The sequence below is a fragment of the Bacillus licheniformis DSM 13 = ATCC 14580 genome (assembly GCF_000011645.1).
Lineage (GTDB): Bacteria > Bacillota > Bacilli > Bacillales > Bacillaceae > Bacillus > Bacillus licheniformis.
In genome coordinates this window covers 354,328-370,136 of record NC_006270.3, presented here as the reverse complement: position 1 = coordinate 370,136, position 15,809 = coordinate 354,328, and the positions used below count along the sequence as shown (strand labels likewise).

Here is a 15,809-nt window from a genome sequence, read left to right as displayed (position 1 = left end):
TATGTTTAATTACAATATTCCAAGTCTTTTTTGTTTAATATTTTATTTTAAGATACCATAAAATCACATTTTCAATTGTGTTGTTCACAGTATTTCACATTTTTGGTGTTCAGCTTTTCTTCGGTCCATCGACACATTCCTGTCATAAAGAGGACTAATTAACTACTAAAGCAAAGATCATCTGTTGCGACAAAAAACCTAAACGTCTCGCAGATTTGATCATAAAGATTCATTTTCATGGATATTCAGGATTTATTGCCCAATTCCCTGTGGCAAAGTGGTACACTCTGTACTATATAAGTCGCAGGAAGGGCAGATTTCCAATGAAAGTCTACGAAGCGGAAACCCTAATTTCAGCTATGAAGCAAAGATCTGATGAATATAAAAATTTGAGAGAACAGCTCGTCAGCTTAAAAAAAGCGTTAAACAGCGTCGCAGAACTTGATGAGTTTCAAGGAAAAGGCGCCGATGCCATTAAAGCGTTTTACAGAGACCTATCAGGAGTCGTAGACGGCTGGCTGGATTTAACCGATATGCAGATTCAGTTTCTGAATGGTGTATCTTCTGCTGCCGAAAATGCCGGACTTTCAGAGGATACGTTCGTTGATGTTCAATTTCTTGAACAGGAGCTTGCAAATGTCCACATTCACTCTCAAAACATGGTCTCCGCACAGCAGCAAGAGCTGTCGAATATTTTAGGACAGATAGATGATTTAATATCGCTACAGCCGTTCTCATCCGATGAAATCAAACAGCAGCTTGACGCTGCAAACCAAAACAGAAAAGACACAATCAAGGCTGTCGAAGATCTTGATGGACTGCTCAAAAGAGAATACTCGGCCTCTGAACATATTCAGCAAATGATCCAGACCGACTATTCCGCCTTAATCGACGCAACAGGAAAAGGGAAAAATGCGTCTCCGTTAAACTACAATTCACATATCTATCAAAACAGTGAAGTCTATAAAATGAAACATCGCATGCATCAAGAGGCAAGAAGCTACATCGCAAATAAACAAAAACAGTATGAAACAGGAAAAGCCGAAAAAGCAGAGGAACTTTAGGCTTTCAGATTGTCCAAAACCCCGTTTTCACAAGCGGGGTTTTCTTTTTCATTTTGTCAACACGCCTCCGTTTTAACCGATATTGTATACAGGTGAAACATGAAAGCGATTTAAGCTGAAATTGGGGACGAAAATTAATCTTCTCGTGTTAGCCGTTATTCTGATCTTTTCGTCAGCACTCGGGATTTTCATTATCAAAGAGCTTTCAAAAGAGTTAGAACAGATGGCGACAGAGAAAGCCAAAAGCGATTTGAAATTGAGCTACCGTTATTTGAATGAATCTCTTGAAGGTGATTGGGAAGTCAAAGAAGACAGGCTCTACAAAGGTTCGACCCTTATCAACGGAAATGAAGAACTCGTCGACCAAATCGGCAATGATACGAAAGACACTGTCACCATCTTTCAATATGACACGCGCGTATCTACAAATGTGACGGTAGACGGAAAACGCGCTGTCGGAACGAAAGTGTCTTCGGAGGTAGCAAATGCGGTTTTAAAAGAAGGAAAAAACTTTTATGGAAAAGCAGATGTAGCGGGAAAAACATATCAAACGGCATATATGCCGATCAAAGACAAGAGCGGTGAAGTTATCGGCATCTTTTATACAGGGGCCGACCAGGATATGATCACAAGCACTCTTCAATCGTTCCTGAAAATTTTTGCTATCGTTCTGACTGCTTCAATCATCATCTCCATTTTGCTTGTCCTCATTTTCACCAAAAGGATAGGCGGAAGGCTCAGAATGCTGACTCATGCTTTTGAACAGGCGGGCAGCGGCAATTTGACAACCGAGATCCAGGATGATTCGACAGATGAACTGGGCGACTTGTCACATCATTTCAATCAAATGAATGACAGCCTAAACCGGCTGATGCAAAAAATTTCACAGTCGTCGCACAGTGTAGCTGCCGCTTCTGATCAGCTGACATCTGGAGCTGAAGAAACAAGCCTCGCTTCTGAGAAAATCACCGAAGCCGTCCAGCATATCGCAAGTTCATCGGAAATGCAGACATCGGGGATAGCAGGCAGCAAACAAGCCGTTGAACAAGTTTCCGCCGATATTCAAAACATATCAGAAAACGCTGCGATCCTGAATGAAAAGAGCCAATACGCCCGCAAAAAAGCAAAACAGGGGGCAAAAGATATCTCCGAAACGATGCGGCAAATTCACACGATGCATCAATCGGTCCATGAAAGCGGAGAAATCATTGAAATGCTTAAAATACAAGATCATATGAAATCGGCAGCATTTCAAAAGCGATCACGGAGATTGCCGATCAAACCAACCTGCTCGCTTTGAACGCTTCAATAGAAGCTGCAAGAGCAGGAGAACACGGAAAAGGATTCGCCGTCGTTGCGGAAGAAGTTCGCCGTCTTGCCGAACAGTCGCAGCAATCAGCCAATCAGATCTCCCACCTCATTTCAGGGATTCAATCAGAAATCGCAACCACAACCGATTCAATCATGACAGTGAAAACGGAAGCGGTCAACGGCGTCAAAATGATCGAAAAGAACAAAAGGACATTTGAATCTATTGACGGCTTAATGGAAGAGTTCAGCGTAAGAATTTCCGACTTGTCTTCCGACGCCCGGCATATATCGCAAAGCATTCAAAACATCACAACATCATTTACAGCAATCTCAAAAGAAGTTCAGGAAACATCTGATTATTCACAACAAGTCGCAGGTCTGACAGAAGAGCAGTTTGCGGCTATGGAAGAAGTCACCGCCTCTGCAAATGAACTCTCCAAACTGGCTGAAGATTTGCATCAGCTCATCGGTGAAGTCAAAATGAAATAGCAGGGAAAAAGGGCTGCCGTTAAAACGGCAGCTTCTTCTTTTCCGCCGTACAGGAAATCAAATCGCCGATAATGTCTTCTGCACGCTCATACGGGAGATCAATCTGCAGCATCTTCCGCAGAACAGATTTAAGCCCAGACGATATGCTGAGCTCTTCTTCCCAGCATTTTTCTTCCTCGTCGGACGGGGTAAAACCGGAGTACAGGAGAAACAATGCAAAATGCCCTAACGCATAAAAGTCACTTTTGACTGAAACTGCACGCATCAGCTTTTTTTCCGGGTGCCGGTTATCAACGCGTTCTCTCTCAGTCAGGCGGCATGCCAGTCCGAAATCTATGATGCGGATCGTTCCTCGATTCACAATCAAATTTGGGATCCTCAAGTCCCGGTGAATAATCCCCCGGCTGTGAAGAAGTGAAACGCTGTGAAGCACCTCCTTCAATATGCTGATCGTTTGCTGTTCATCAAAGACACGCCCATCATAAAAGAGCAAATCTTCAAACGTTTTTCCTTCAATATACTCCATTACGATAAACCGCTCGCCGGCCGCTCGAAGCACCTCATATAGACGGGGCGCGGCAGGCAGATCCAATTCCCGCAAAATTTCAGCCTCGCGGTTGAAAGACCGCCGGCCGGCTGATGTCCATGCTTTTGTTTTTCTCTGCTGCTTGATGACGCGGAAACCGGATCTTCCAAGTTCTTCGGCAAGATATGTGATGCCGTAGTTGCCCATCCCGAGCACACGGTTGATTCGATATCTCCCCTCCAAGACGGTTCCTTTTTTGAGCGGGCGGTCAAACAGCCATCTTATCAATGTTTTCACGTGATTTAGCTGCTGCCGAAAAATTTCTTGTGCTTTCTTTTGTAATGGCGATGACCGTACCCTTTTCTTTTATAATCGCTGCTGCTGTACTTTTTGTATGATTTCCGTCCGTAATCGCTGCTGCTGTATCGTCGGTTTTTGCCGTTTTGAAGTGCCTTCAATAGCTTGCGAAGCAACTCGATCAGCTCCTTTTCTGTCTTGTATTTCATATCATTCGCGCAGAAAGGCTTGATAAAGGGGGCCTGAAAGTTTTTCTTTCATATGAAAAATTTAAATTTTGAACCTCTAAAACTTTCTAAACGACCGGCAAAATTTTAAAAAAAGCGATTTGATAGACGGAAACTCAGCATTTCAAGAGGAAAAACTTATTAATCTCCCCTTTATTTCTCAAATCATTTTTACGATAATAAAGTTGTATTTACTTCCGGTCCACTGCGGCCGAATGATTTAACATAAGAAAGCAGGACAACAAGAATGGACAAGATTAAATCTTTGCTGATCACCTTGCTCGCCGTCGCCGTCGTGATCATCGGTATTGTATCTGGCGACTTTTTCACTTCAGAACACCAGCCTTCGGGCCGGCAAAACGGCTCAAACTACGATGAAGTGCTGATTTTTCCTTCGGACCGCTATCCTGAAACAGGCGCACACATTCGAAAGGCTATCAAAAAAGGGCACTCCGAAATCTGTACGATCGACAGGGACGGAGCCGCCGAACGCCGAAAGGATTCATTGAAAGATGTTCCTTCCAAATCAGGCTATGACCGCGACGAGTGGCCGATGGCCATGTGCGAAGAAGGCGGAACAGGTGCTTCTGTCGAGTATATCAGCCCGTCTGATAACCGTGGAGCAGGATCTTGGGTGGGCAATCAGGTAAGCGATTATCCGGACGGGACGAAAGTACTTTTCAAGATTAATTAACACTGGGGGTACGGTCTTTGATCAAAAAGTGGGAAGCACAAGAAATGACGATGTCATACCATCAGTTTACCGTTTATCAGAAAGGCGGAAAGCCGCCCGTTATGGATTGGACAGACGAGGATATTAAAAGAGGATATACAACGGGAGAGCACGCGGTCTCGTTTGAAGCTCTCGAAAACACGGCATCTTCAGTAGAAGTCCGTTTGAATGCCCAAAAACAGGTGCCCTCCTTCAACAGGCGCGTCACCGTTCCTTTCGAAGTGCTTTATGACGGGGTAGAAATTGCAAGCGTCCTATCCAAGAAATTGACATGCGATATTCCGCAAGGCGCCTATCAGCTGACATGCTATACAATAATGCCTGATCACAGCGGCACTGCACAGATCACCTATCTTCTCGATTTTAAACAGGCTTGAACAACGGATAAAGGCGCCGGTTTCATCCGGCGCCCCTCCTAAAGCTCTTCCCCGTTTGTCTGAATGACGTTTTGGTACCAGTAAAAGCTGTCTTTTTTAATTCTCTTCAAGTCCTTTACATTCTCTTCATCACGGTTAATATAAACGAAACCGTATCTTTTCTGGTAGCCGTTCAGCCAGCTCAATAAATCTGTAAATGACCAGCTGCAGTAGCCGATTAAATCGACTCCGTCGTTTAAAGCCTGTCTGCATTGTTCAAGGTGCGCACGCAAGTAGGCAATTCTGTAGTCATCATGAATCGTGCCGTCATTTTCAACCTTATCGAATTCCCCCAGCCCGTTTTCCGTTATGAAAAGCGGAAGCCCATAGCGGCTGGAAATCCTGCGAAGTCCGATTCTTAGACCGATCGGGTCAATGGCCCAATCCCAATTCGATGTCTCAAGATGAGGGTTCCTTTTTGTTTTGTATAAACCCGGCATGCCTGTTTCCTGATTGCTTCCCTTTTGGCCGGTCGTATTCATCTTTCCTTCCGATACCCCGTCAAGAGGATTCATTTCATATGTGATGGTTTGATAATAATTCACACCGACAAAATCGGGTTTTCCTTTTGCTAAAAGCTCCATATCCCCATCTTCAATTGTCGGCGCCCAGCCTTTTTCCTTCAGATACTTTAAAGGGATGTCCGGATATGTTCCCCGGCAGTACATATCAAGCCACCAATAGTTTGTAAATTCCTCGGCATTCTCGAAGGCGAGGATATCATCCGGACGGCTGGAGAGGGGATATGCAGGCGAATAAGCAAAACTCGGTCCGATTTTTCCATCGGGAACATACCGGCGAAAAGAATCGATTGCCTTTGCATTCGCTAGAAATGCAATATGGTTAGCCTCATAGAAGCGTTTTCTATCCTTCACACCCGGGGGATGCATCGCTGTGATAAAGCCGTGATTAAAGTTGTAATTTTGCTCGTTAAGGGACACCCAATATTTAACCCTGCCTCCATACCGCTTATAGAGCGTAACGCAATACGCATTGAAATCCTCTATAATTCTTCTGGATTCAAAGCCGCCGTATTCATCCATTAAAGCCTGGGGAAGATCCCAATGATAAAGCGTCAAAACAGGTTCAATATCATGAGCAAGGAGCTCATTAATCAAGTCATCGTAAAATCTCAAACCCGATTCATTGGCTTCTCCCCTGCCCTGCGGAAAAATCCTCGGCCAGCTGACTGAAAAGCGGTATGCTTTTAACCCCATCTCAGCCATTAAAGCAACATCTTCTTTAAAACGGTGGTAATGGTCGACCGCAATGTCTCCATTGCTTCCTTTAAACGTTTTTCCGGGAATCTTTGTGAACACATCCCAAACCGAAAGCCCCTTGCCGTCTTCATTCCAGGCTCCTTCGATCTGGTAGGCTGCAGATGCTGATCCCCATAGGAAATGATCTGGAAATGGGCGTAGTCGCTGATGAATCATATAGCTCAACTCCTGTTTCATATTTTGATCCGGATGCTCCTTATCATATCCTATGAAACGCGTTTCAGATCAAACGTCATCTAAAAACAGCTCCGCCAAAAGCTTTTCCCGGTGCTGAAGAAAATACTTGGTTAAAGTGTAATGATCCGTATCCTCATAGTTCACTTCAGCGATTTGTTCACCATCAAAACTAAAGATTTCGGCTTCCGGATACCCTAATAAAATGGGGGAGTGGGAAGCGATGATAAACTGAGCCTGGCTGGATTTCGTCAAATCATGAATGATTTTCAAGAATGCCAGCTGTCTTGCCGGAGATAAGGCCGCTTCAGGCTCATCTAGAAGATAAATCCCCTTTTCTTTAAAACGATGCTTGAAAAGCGATAAAAAAGATTCGCCGTGCGACTGCTCGTGAAGAGATCTGCCTCCGTAGCTTCGAAATCCCGTGATATCCACTTCATCAATATGAGTGGCAAAATGATAGAAAGATTCAGCGCGCAGAAAAAAGCCGTTTGTTACTTTGGGAAGCCACGACAATCTGATATAGTCTCCAAGAGCCGATCCGGAGCCGTACACTTCATATGTGTTATTTCTTCCCCCGCCGGCTGTGTTAAATTCGCATTTATCTGCGATTGCTTCAAGCAGCGTCGATTTGCCCGATCCGTTTTCCCCGACAAAAAATGTTACGTTTTTTTGAAACGTCAGTTCTTTTAAATGTTGAATAGCAGGAATTGAAAATGGATATTTTGCATAAGAAGGAACTCCTTCCCGAAGTAAAGTCAGCTTTTTTAAAAACATGCGGACACCCCCTGCTTTGCTTTTACTCAACTGTATCACGTTTTCTTGGAGGGTAACGAAAAAAAGAGGTCTGCGCTTGTGCACAAACCTCTTTACTTAAATCGAAAATACTTCTTTTAAATGGGCGTCCAGATCAGCTAAATATTGATCCACTTGCGGATTGCTGATTACATCATGGACAGAGAATGTTTTTAAAGGCTTCATGCCGATGAATTCCTGCATTTTGTGCAAATGAAACAGCGCTTCATCAAGGCTTTTACCTTCGAAGAATGTCCCCGCCTTGGAGAATACATCCTTCGGCGCGTTCCATGTGGTTGAAAACATATACTTTTTATCGGTAAACAGTCCGCCTCTTCCGTAGTCTTCAGACCCTTGATAAAAAAGCCCGTACTCATAAATTTCATCAATATATTTTTTAAATAAAGCAGGAACGCTGAACCAGTAAACAGGCGTCTGATAAATAACGGCATCAGCCCACTTGAATTTCTCGTGTTCCTCCGGGATTTGATAGCCGTCTGCCACCACTGTTTTTTTCACTTCATATTTTTCGCTCAGCTTGTCCGCCATCGCTGTAAAAATAGTGTGATTGAGCTGTCCTCTTGCATGGGGATAGGCTTCATGCCCGTTGATGATTAAAATATTTTTCATCTTTCTTATCCTCCTTATGTTTCAATTTGCCAATACCTTTATGATTCCATCTTTCACCTTAAAAAGTAAAGCAGGTTGCACAATCAATCATTTTATTTTTTCCCAATACTAATTATCTTATTGCCTAATCCCTACTTCAGTGCTATGGTTTACTTGACTAAAGGAATAGGAGGATTGTTTTAAGTGAATAAATTGCATACGTATAAGCGCATTACATTGTTGATAACTGTGTTGGCGCTTGCTCTTATAACAGCTGCATGCAGCACAGCTCAAAATAAGGCTGAAAACAAAAAAACGGCCTGGGATGAGATAAAGGAAAAAGGGAAGATCGTGGTAGCGACTTCAGGAACCCTTTACCCCACTTCATATCATGACACTGATTCCGGCAAGGACAAGCTGACCGGCTACGAAGTTGAAGTCATCCGTGAAGCGGCTGAACGGCTCGACCTGGATGTCGAATTTAAAGAAATGGGCTTTGACGGCATGCTGACTGCGGTGGGGAGCGGACAAGTAGACGCTGCCGCCAACGATATTACGATGACAGACGACCGCAAAGAAAAGTTTTTGTTCTCTACGCCTTATAAATATTCATTCGGAACGGCTATCGTCCGCAAAAAAGACTTATCAGGCATCCACACGCTTGAGGACTTAAAAGGAAAGAAAGCCGCTGGTGCAGCTACGACAGTTTACATGGATATCGCACGCAAATACGGAGCAGAGGAAGTCATTTACGACAACGCGACAAATGATCAATTTTTAAAGGATGTAGCGAATGGAAGAACCGACGTCATCTTAAACGACTACTACCTTCAAAAGCTCGCGCTCGCCGCAATGCCTGATCTGGATCTGACAATTCATCCCGATCTTAAATACTATCCGCATCAGCAAGGCATGATCATGAAAAAAGGAAACACTGAACTTAAAAAACAATTCGACAAAACGATTGATGAAATGCTGAAGGACGGCACAATCAAAAAGATTTCGAAAAAGTTTTTCGGCGGTGCCGATGTTTCGAAAAAGCAGGATATCGACTATATCGATGTCGATGTGAATAAATAGAGGGATTTAAATTGGGCTCTATTCAATGGGAGTATATTTTTAATGCAGAATTGGCTGCGAAATCGTTTCCTTATGTGATGCAAGGCATATGGAATACGCTTTTCATTTCTTTTGCGAGCATGTTTGCCGGTTTAATTCTCGGTTTTTTCATCGCGCTTGGGCGCATGTCCGGGCTCGCTTTGCTTCGTTGGCCGGCAAGAATCTATATCTCGTTTATGAGAGGCGTTCCGATCCTTGTCATACTATTTATCCTTTATTTCGGTTTTCCTTATATCGGAATCCAATTTACGGCTTTGGCTGCTGCCTTAATCGGCTTCAGCATCAACAGCGCCGCATACATTGCCGAGATTATCCGCTCGGCCCTGTCGTCCGTTGACAGAGGGCAGTGGGACGCTGCAAAATCGGTCGGATTCTCCTACTGGCAGACGATGCGCCACGTGATTGTCCCTCAATCGGTTAGGATTGCGCTCCCGCCTCTTGCGAACGTGATGCTTGATCTCGTTAAAGCGTCTTCCCTGGCCGCCATGATCACCGTGCCTGAATTGTTTCAGCAGGCAAAAATCGTCGGCGGACGGGAATTCGACTATATGACGATGTACATTTTAGTTGCCTTGATTTACTGGGCCATTTGCTCGGGGATCGCTTTGCTCCAGGATTTCCTGGAAAAGCGGACAGAGGTTTATATCAAAAAATAATATGAAGCTGCCGGGTACTCCGGCGGCTTACTATACTGTGAAACGGAGGCGGTATTATTCATTTCCTCAGATCAACTCATTTTCACGCAGAAAACCTTTATACGATCGACAGAAACAAAGTAAGCTATCAAACCGATTCATCTGGCCATTTCCAAGCCTCATACGTCTACTGCAACCATGCGAATGAGGAAGACCGAATTCATATATCCGTCTTCTTTGAAGGAAATGACCGGCCCTCGCAAACCTTTCCATTCATCGTTCCCGCTCATTCGTCCAAGGAAATCAACATCAGGCTCCAGCATGTGCCCGCGGGCAGACATATCGTTTATATCATCACCCAGACCTTCATGTTCGATCCAAAGGCTGAGTGCGATTGCAAATGGAATCGGGATGCCGACTATGTAGCGCCCTACTATTTTGAATTGATTTCACATGCTCCGCATCCTGACCGGCTGCCGGCACACCCTGCTTATATTGAACCCGTTAACTGTCAAATATACAGCGGAAGCGCATCTCAAACGGGATTGATTTACCTGTCTGACAAAGCAGGAAACCCCGTTGAAAAATCCGGCCGAGAAGGTCTGTATATCTCTTTGGTCAACCAGGAAGCGCATCGTTTAAAGGGCTATTTATATTACTTTCAAAATGGAGAATATCAAGAGTTCATGATCAGTCAAACTAAAGCTCAAGCATTCTCCTACGAACTCGCTCCTGAAACCGTCCAGACTTATCCGATAAACTTAAAAATACTCGGGAGCAATTATTTCCGATTTCTGTCGACATCCATCCCGCCGGACGGAGCATACCGGGACGCTCCTTTTCCGGCGAGGATGATTTACTACTCCAGGCTTTATACGTGGTAGACTCGGACCGGAATGTTATTCCGTTCCATCCCCCCGCCGGACCTTCTTAGGCTGCTTGTGCGGCAGCACAGGCAGCTCCTTATACCAAAGGACAACCCGCCTTTCACCCGAATATTGCATGGATGAGAGCCTTTTGCAGCATTAAACACCCGCCCCATCCGCATATTCCAAATACAACAGAAATGATAACCGGGAATGATGCTTTTAAACTCAAAACCACGATCAAAAGAAGAACCGCTGTGGCTGGAAACCCCCATAGCACGCCTTTCGCAAATTGGCTTAAATGCTTTAAAGATTCCCCTTGTACACTCAGCCAAAATAAACTCAGCAGACTGACAAGCGGCAAAGCCGCAATCATTCCGCCCATTTCAGGCGATTTTCGTGCAATCTCGGTTATAATGGCAATCAATATTGCAGAAACCCCGATTTTTACTATTAAAAACATGATTTTGCCTCCCGGCTTAACAAGGAAAATGCTGTTTTAACCATTTCGACTTCTTCCTCATTTAATTGCTCCAGCACCTTTTGCAGTTTTTTCGGATTAAGTCTCGTATGCCGTTTCACTGCTTCTTCACCTTCAGGCGTTAACGTGACGTAGACTTTGCGTTCATCGCTGCTGTCCCTGTTTTTCTGTACAAGCCCTTTTTGTATTAGTCTTTTCACATGTTCTGATGCCGTATTATGAGAGACATCCAACAATCTTGCTAAATGGCCAATGGTCACAAAGCGGTTTTTTTCGATATGCTGAAGCATCCGAACCGCTTGGTGAGACAATTGATCATCATGTTTCATGTGCAGATGGTAGTAAATATCCGTCCAGTTCTGATTCATCACTTCTATGGTTTGTTCCGTATTCACTTTCATCACCCTCTCTAATTACATCTTATAATACGATATATTCTTAAATCAAGACATAAAAAAACCCGGCTTCACCGGGTGTTCGCTTTTATTTATTTCAGATGCTTTCTCAGAAACGCCAGCTTTTCGGTTTGGAACGGCGGGATGTATTCGTGTCCAAAATAACGGTACACTTTTATTTCTTTATCCGTTTCCAAGTGATTGTAAGCCGCAAAGACGGTGGATGGCGGAGTGATGGTGTCAACCAGTCCGATCGACATGAGTACGGTCGCTTTGACCAATTGGGCAAGGTTCATGACATCGAAATAAGACAGGGTATGCATGGCCGCCTGCTCAATATCCGGACTGGTGTTTCTTCTGAAAAAGGAGTTGATTTCGAGATATGGCTGGTCGATCGCTGTATCGATCGCTCGTTGAAAATTGCTTAAATAAGGGTATTCTGACACGGCTGCTTTTGGAATATCGGACAGCGCCGAAACCGCGACGGCCAGCCCGCCTCCTTGGCTTGCCCCGATCACCCCGATCCGCTTTTCATCGACTTCAGCAAAACCGCTGACCACTTCGACTGCTCGTACGGCATCTAAATAGACCCCTCTGTAGTAATATGTTTTCGGATCGAGGATTCCTTTTGTCATCCAGCCGGGTACATGTCCGTGATGAGAGATCTCTGTATCTTCACTGCTGTTCTGTCCGCGGACCAGCATACCGAATGCCGCATAGCCGTGAAGAGCCCAATTGACAATATCGTGAATGTCTCCGTCATAGCTTGCGTTATAGCCGTGGTATTTGACGATCGCAGGATGAGGCCCTTGGCGGTCGGGTACTGCGTACCAGCCTTTAATTCGCGCTCCCCCGATGCTTCTGTATGTAAGCCAGTAGACTTTTACCCCGTCAGCCGGATATTCATGCGGTTCAAGCTGCGGTCCCGCTTTTTCATTTGCCAATTCCTCCAATGAACCCTTCCAGAACTCTTTAAAATCGGCCGGTGCCGTCCGTTCAGGTTTATACTGATAAAGCTGTTCAAGCGGCATATCATAAGGCTGCTGCATCTTTTCTTTCCCCTCTTCTTTTCATTTTTTGAATATTCTTATCATAACATTCCCTTTCAAGGCTGTGTATTGATTCTGTTACTCATGCGCCTCCCATTATCTGACCCCCGCCACACAAAACCGCTTTTTTCAATTTATGTTATAATGCTAGATTGAAACTAAAAATATGGATTTGCGCGGAGGTTTTTTTGTGGCTTCACAATCCTTTCTGCAGCTGAACTCAATATTTATCAGTATATTAATAGAAGCGATTCCGTTCGTCTTGATCGGGGTTTTTATATCAGGTTTGATTCAAATGTTTGTGACGGAGGAGATGATGGCGAAAATCATTCCGAAAAACCGATTTCTCGCCGTTTTGTCAGGAACATTTGCCGGGGTATTGTTTCCGGCTTGCGAGTGCGGCATCGTTCCGATTGCCCGCAGGCTGCTTTTAAAGGGAGTGCCGCTTCATGCGGCGGTCGCCTTCATGCTGACGGCCCCGATCATCAATCCGATTGTATTATTCTCGACATTCATCGCTTTCGGAAACAAATGGGATGTCGTGTTCTACCGGGGCGGGTTGGCGATTGCGGTGTCTCTCATTGCCGGGCTGATCATCTCTTATCAATTTAAAGGGAATCAGCTGATCGAAAACGGGACGCACGGACATCACCACCATGTCCATGAGAGCCAGTCTTTCCTGCAAAAGCTCGGCGGGACGCTCCGCCATGCAGTTGACGAGTTTTTCTCAGTCGGAAAATATTTGATCATCGGCGCATTTGTCGCAGCAGCGATGCAGACGTATATTAAAACATCGACTCTTTTGGCGATCGGGCAGAATGATGTATCTTCCTCCCTCGTTATGATGGGGCTGTCATTTGTGCTGTCCCTTTGTTCAGAGGTCGACGCTTTTATCGCTTCTTCTTTCAGCAGTACGTTTTCCCTCGGCTCCCTCATCGCCTTTCTCGTATTCGGAGCGATGGTGGACATCAAAAATCTGCTGATGATGCTCGGCATCTTCAAAAAGCGCTTTGTGTTTGTCTTAATCCCCTACATCGCCGTTATTGTCTTAGCCGGATCACTGTTGGTAAAGGGGTGAGAACATGTTTCGCACATTCATTTTAATGTTGTTTACGTTTTTCTTTTTTCATCTTCATGCATCCGGCAATCTGACAAAATATATTAATATGAAATACGCTTACCTTTCATACATCGCTATTATTCTTCTGGCCATTTTGACAGCTGTGCAATTCTACATTTATATGAAAAGCTCGGATGAAAAAGGATGTAACCATGAATGCGGATGCGGCCATGACCACGATCATGAAAAAGATAAGCCTTTTCTGCAAAGAATGTTCATTTATTTCGTGTTCTTCTTCCCTTTATGCACCGGACTTTTTCTGCCGGCAGCGACGCTTGATTCCAATATCGTCAAGTCGAAGGGCTTCTCGTTCAAAGCGATCGAACAGCCGGAGCATTATGCCCAAACCCAGTACCTGCGCCCCGACACAAGCATCTACTACGGCCAGGATGGGTATGATGAATTGATGAATAAAGCGCTGAAAAAGTATAAAGAAAAACAGCATATTACATTAAAAGATGATGATTTTTTGAAGGGCATGGAAACGATCTATCATTATCCGGGAGAATTCCTTGACCGAACGCTCGAATTCGACGGCTTTGCTTTTAAAGGGGAAGCGATCAGTGACAAACAGCTGTTTGTCCTCCGCTTCGGCATCATTCATTGCATCGCCGACTCCGGCGTCTATGGCATGCTGGTCGAGTTCCCTGAAAATATGGATATTAAAGACGACCAGTGGCTTCATGTAAAAGGAACGCTGTCTTCCGAATACTATCAGCCTTTCAAATCTACAATTCCCGTGCTGAAAGTGAAGGATTGGTCTGCAATAAAAGAGCCGAAAGATCCTTACGTTTATCGGACATATTAAAAGCCGGCACTTCATGTACCGGCTTTTCTTTTTCTGTTTACGATTTGTAGCCTGCTTTCTTCATCAGCATTAAATCGATAAACAACTGACATCTTGTATTAAAATCATTGAGATCAATCGATGTCATTTCCAATATTTGTTTAATTCGGTAGTTGAGCGTGTTTTGGTGGATAAACAGCTGTTCTGCGGATGGCTTGACCTTGCAATTGTTGACGAGATAGATTTCAAGCGTTCTTAAAAATTCGGTGTGGCTTTCTTTATCTTTTTCTTTCAGCAGCTGAAGGTCCGGGTTTACATATTGCAGATGATCGTTTTTTGCGGCGATTTGGTCAAGATATTTGAAAAGCCCGAGCTTTTGATATTCATAGGGAATGTGTTCTTGGCTTCCCGTGATCTCCGCTGCTTTCGTCACTTGGAGCGCCTCTCTGTAGCTTTTGCCGAGGGAGAGCAGGCTGCTGTACTCATTGCCGACCCCGATCAAAATAAGGGGCAGCATTTGCGAGCGCAGATGGGTCAACAGACGGTTGATCAGTTCTGAGGCAGCGGCCAGCGCGGAACGCTTGCGCGACACACTGCCGACAATGATTGCGATATTCGAATGATCCTCCAGTACGTGACTGATGTTGTCTTTCAGGTTTAAATAAGACCGGATCGTTTCCTTTAGATCTTCGAGCAGTTCATCCTCCCCGTCAACGACTTGAAGCACCATGACGGTAAACACGGCCGGCAGGACGACGTTCGCTTTATCGGCGGCGGCCTTCAGCTCTTTTTCCGTTTGAAACTGATCGTTAATTGCCTTTTTGTAAAGCTCTTCCGCCTGTTCTTCTTTTTCTTGTTTGAGGCGTTTTTTCTTATAAATGATCTTCCCGACATGAAAGGAAGCTTGATATAAGAAATCAAGCTCTTCATCAGACAGGTTGTCTTCAATCTCCTGCACCCAGATATAGCCCATTATTTCGTCTTTATGCTTGGCGCTGACGACAACCCGCTGGTTTAAGCCGATTTCTTCAATCTGTTTTACCCGAAAAGGAGTCGGAATCGTTTTCAATTGATCAATAATGCCTTCTTCGACGAACTTTTCAAAGATCGGCAGCGGACATTTTTTGGAGAAAATCGTTTGCTGGTTTGCTGCATCAAAATGGTTAATATAATAGGAGTTGTAAGCTAATAAGAAAAAATCTGCGCTTTCCAGTATGACCGGCTTTTTCAGCTCCCCGCTGATAAAGTCAATGATCTCATTAATGTTTGAAAGAGAAACAACTTGTTCTAATAGCTCTTCCATATCCTTTCTCCTACTCGTTTTTAACTTAATCATACTTCTCCTTTACACTCTTGTATAGACTTATATGCGACTTTTAAAAAAATGGGATCAATCCCCTGTTAGAAGGGGGAGAAGGCCTATAAAAAGAGAGACG

17 protein-coding genes and 1 pseudogene are annotated in these 15,809 nt (G+C 44.4%); 9 read left to right on the top strand and 9 right to left on the bottom strand.

Translation table 11 applies throughout. The annotated features are described in order from the left end of the window. Positions 1-323: 323 nt before the first annotated feature. Together TRNA_RS23445 and TRNA_RS23440 are read left to right on the top strand one after the other, a co-directional pair. Complete coding sequence (locus tag TRNA_RS23445) at positions 324-1,064, top strand: ribonuclease YeeF family protein (protein ID WP_003178817.1); 741 nt, start codon at positions 324-326, stop codon at positions 1,062-1,064. 190 nt (positions 1,065-1,254) lie between these two features. Then, positions 1,255-2,864 (top strand): annotated as a pseudogene (locus TRNA_RS23440) (methyl-accepting chemotaxis protein). Positions 2,865-2,883: 19 nt separating this feature from the next. On the opposite strand, the gene TRNA_RS23435 reads toward TRNA_RS23440, so the two are convergent. Continuing rightward, a complete protein-coding gene (locus TRNA_RS23435) occupies positions 2,884-3,687 on the bottom strand; it encodes a serine/threonine protein kinase (protein ID WP_009330243.1) in 804 nt (267 codons plus the stop codon). 5 nt (positions 3,688-3,692) lie between these two features. Continuing rightward, the gene (locus TRNA_RS43795; RefSeq protein WP_011197533.1) at positions 3,693-3,863 is read right to left on the bottom strand and encodes a hypothetical protein; all 171 of its coding nucleotides are present in this window, start codon (positions 3,861-3,863) and stop codon (positions 3,693-3,695) included. Between the two features lie 298 nt (positions 3,864-4,161). Between TRNA_RS43795 and TRNA_RS23430 the strand changes: the two genes are divergently transcribed. Both TRNA_RS23430 and TRNA_RS23425 read left to right on the top strand, forming a co-directional pair. Then, positions 4,162-4,608: a NucA/NucB deoxyribonuclease domain-containing protein gene (locus tag TRNA_RS23430; protein WP_009330244.1), complete on the top strand. Its 447-nt coding sequence runs from the start codon at positions 4,162-4,164 to the stop codon at positions 4,606-4,608. Positions 4,609-4,625: 17 nt separating this feature from the next. Then, positions 4,626-5,024, top strand: coding sequence for a competence protein ComJ (locus TRNA_RS23425; RefSeq protein ID WP_003178808.1), 399 nt, complete (start codon positions 4,626-4,628; stop codon positions 5,022-5,024). 38 nt (positions 5,025-5,062) lie between these two features. On the opposite strand, the gene TRNA_RS23420 is transcribed toward TRNA_RS23425, so the two are convergent. The 3 genes from TRNA_RS23420 to TRNA_RS23410 form a co-directional block, all read right to left on the bottom strand. Further along, a complete protein-coding gene (locus TRNA_RS23420; RefSeq protein WP_011197532.1) occupies positions 5,063-6,499 on the bottom strand; it encodes a glycoside hydrolase family 1 protein in 1,437 nt (478 codons plus the stop codon). Positions 6,500-6,568: 69 nt separating this feature from the next. Further along, positions 6,569-7,294 (bottom strand): AAA family ATPase, encoded by a 726-nt coding sequence (locus tag TRNA_RS23415; RefSeq protein WP_003178804.1) that lies wholly within the window; start codon positions 7,292-7,294, stop codon positions 6,569-6,571. Positions 7,295-7,390: 96 nt separating this feature from the next. Beyond that, positions 7,391-7,942, bottom strand: coding sequence for an NAD(P)H-dependent oxidoreductase (locus tag TRNA_RS23410; protein ID WP_003178803.1), 552 nt, complete (start codon positions 7,940-7,942; stop codon positions 7,391-7,393). A 183-nt stretch (positions 7,943-8,125) separates the two neighbouring features. Here TRNA_RS23410 and TRNA_RS23405 point away from each other — a divergent pair, with 183 nt between their 5' ends. From TRNA_RS23405 to TRNA_RS23395, 3 genes are all read left to right on the top strand, one after another. Beyond that, positions 8,126-9,001, top strand: coding sequence for a transporter substrate-binding domain-containing protein (locus TRNA_RS23405; RefSeq protein ID WP_003178801.1), 876 nt, complete (start codon positions 8,126-8,128; stop codon positions 8,999-9,001). An 11-nt stretch (positions 9,002-9,012) separates the two neighbouring features. Further along, positions 9,013-9,696, top strand: coding sequence for an amino acid ABC transporter permease (locus TRNA_RS23400; protein ID WP_003178799.1), 684 nt, complete (start codon positions 9,013-9,015; stop codon positions 9,694-9,696). Between the two features lie 302 nt (positions 9,697-9,998). Further along, positions 9,999-10,559, top strand: coding sequence for a hypothetical protein (locus TRNA_RS23395; protein WP_003178794.1), 561 nt, complete (start codon positions 9,999-10,001; stop codon positions 10,557-10,559). Positions 10,560-10,662: 103 nt separating this feature from the next. On the opposite strand, the gene TRNA_RS23390 is transcribed toward TRNA_RS23395, so the two are convergent. The 3 genes from TRNA_RS23390 to TRNA_RS23380 all read right to left on the bottom strand — a co-directional run bounded on the left by TRNA_RS23390 (position 10,663) and on the right by TRNA_RS23380 (position 12,466). Further along, positions 10,663-11,004 (bottom strand): DUF3147 family protein, encoded by a 342-nt coding sequence (locus TRNA_RS23390; protein WP_003178792.1) that lies wholly within the window; start codon positions 11,002-11,004, stop codon positions 10,663-10,665. Then, entirely contained in the window at positions 10,995-11,423 is a 429-nt protein-coding gene (locus TRNA_RS23385) for a MarR family winged helix-turn-helix transcriptional regulator (RefSeq protein WP_003178790.1), read from the bottom strand. The genes TRNA_RS23390 and TRNA_RS23385 overlap by 10 nt, the downstream gene beginning before the upstream one ends. A gap of 86 nt (positions 11,424-11,509) precedes the next feature. Next, positions 11,510-12,466: an acetylxylan esterase gene (locus TRNA_RS23380; RefSeq protein WP_003178789.1), complete on the bottom strand. Its 957-nt coding sequence runs from the start codon at positions 12,464-12,466 to the stop codon at positions 11,510-11,512. A gap of 166 nt (positions 12,467-12,632) precedes the next feature. Between TRNA_RS23380 and TRNA_RS23375 the strand changes: the two genes are divergently transcribed. After that, the gene (locus tag TRNA_RS23375; protein ID WP_003178764.1) at positions 12,633-13,544 is read left to right on the top strand and encodes a permease; all 912 of its coding nucleotides are present in this window, start codon (positions 12,633-12,635) and stop codon (positions 13,542-13,544) included. Between the two features lie 4 nt (positions 13,545-13,548). Next, positions 13,549-14,394, top strand: a complete 846-nt coding sequence (locus TRNA_RS23370) for a TIGR03943 family putative permease subunit (RefSeq protein ID WP_003178762.1) — start codon at positions 13,549-13,551, stop codon at positions 14,392-14,394. Positions 14,395-14,431: 37 nt separating this feature from the next. Here the strand turns inward: TRNA_RS23370 and TRNA_RS23365 are convergent, their stop codons facing one another. Then, positions 14,432-15,676 (bottom strand): PucR family transcriptional regulator, encoded by a 1,245-nt coding sequence (locus TRNA_RS23365; protein ID WP_003178760.1) that lies wholly within the window; start codon positions 15,674-15,676, stop codon positions 14,432-14,434. Positions 15,677-15,809: the final 133 nt, after the last annotated feature.

Bases quoted from the DNA above. Each gene is read 5' to 3' on its own strand.
- TRNA_RS23370 (WP_003178762.1), top strand. From the start codon at position 13,549: ATGTTTCGCACATTCATTTTAATGTTGTTTACGTTTTTCTTTTTTCAT.
- TRNA_RS23415 (WP_003178804.1), bottom strand. From the start codon at position 7,294: ATGTTTTTAAAAAAGCTGACTTTACTTCGGGAAGGAGTTCCTTCTTAT.
- TRNA_RS23390 (WP_003178792.1), bottom strand. From the start codon at position 11,004: ATGTTTTTAATAGTAAAAATCGGGGTTTCTGCAATATTGATTGCCATT.
- TRNA_RS23385 (WP_003178790.1), bottom strand. From the start codon at position 11,423: ATGAAAGTGAATACGGAACAAACCATAGAAGTGATGAATCAGAACTGG.
- TRNA_RS23445 (WP_003178817.1), top strand. From the start codon at position 324: ATGAAAGTCTACGAAGCGGAAACCCTAATTTCAGCTATGAAGCAAAGA.
- TRNA_RS23430 (WP_009330244.1), top strand. From the start codon at position 4,162: ATGGACAAGATTAAATCTTTGCTGATCACCTTGCTCGCCGTCGCCGTC.
- TRNA_RS23380 (WP_003178789.1), bottom strand. From the start codon at position 12,466: ATGCAGCAGCCTTATGATATGCCGCTTGAACAGCTTTATCAGTATAAA.
- TRNA_RS23410 (WP_003178803.1), bottom strand. From the start codon at position 7,942: ATGAAAAATATTTTAATCATCAACGGGCATGAAGCCTATCCCCATGCA.
- TRNA_RS23375 (WP_003178764.1), top strand. From the start codon at position 12,633: ATGGATTTGCGCGGAGGTTTTTTTGTGGCTTCACAATCCTTTCTGCAG.
- TRNA_RS23365 (WP_003178760.1), bottom strand. From the start codon at position 15,676: ATGGAAGAGCTATTAGAACAAGTTGTTTCTCTTTCAAACATTAATGAG.
- TRNA_RS23420 (WP_011197532.1), bottom strand. From the start codon at position 6,499: ATGATTCATCAGCGACTACGCCCATTTCCAGATCATTTCCTATGGGGA.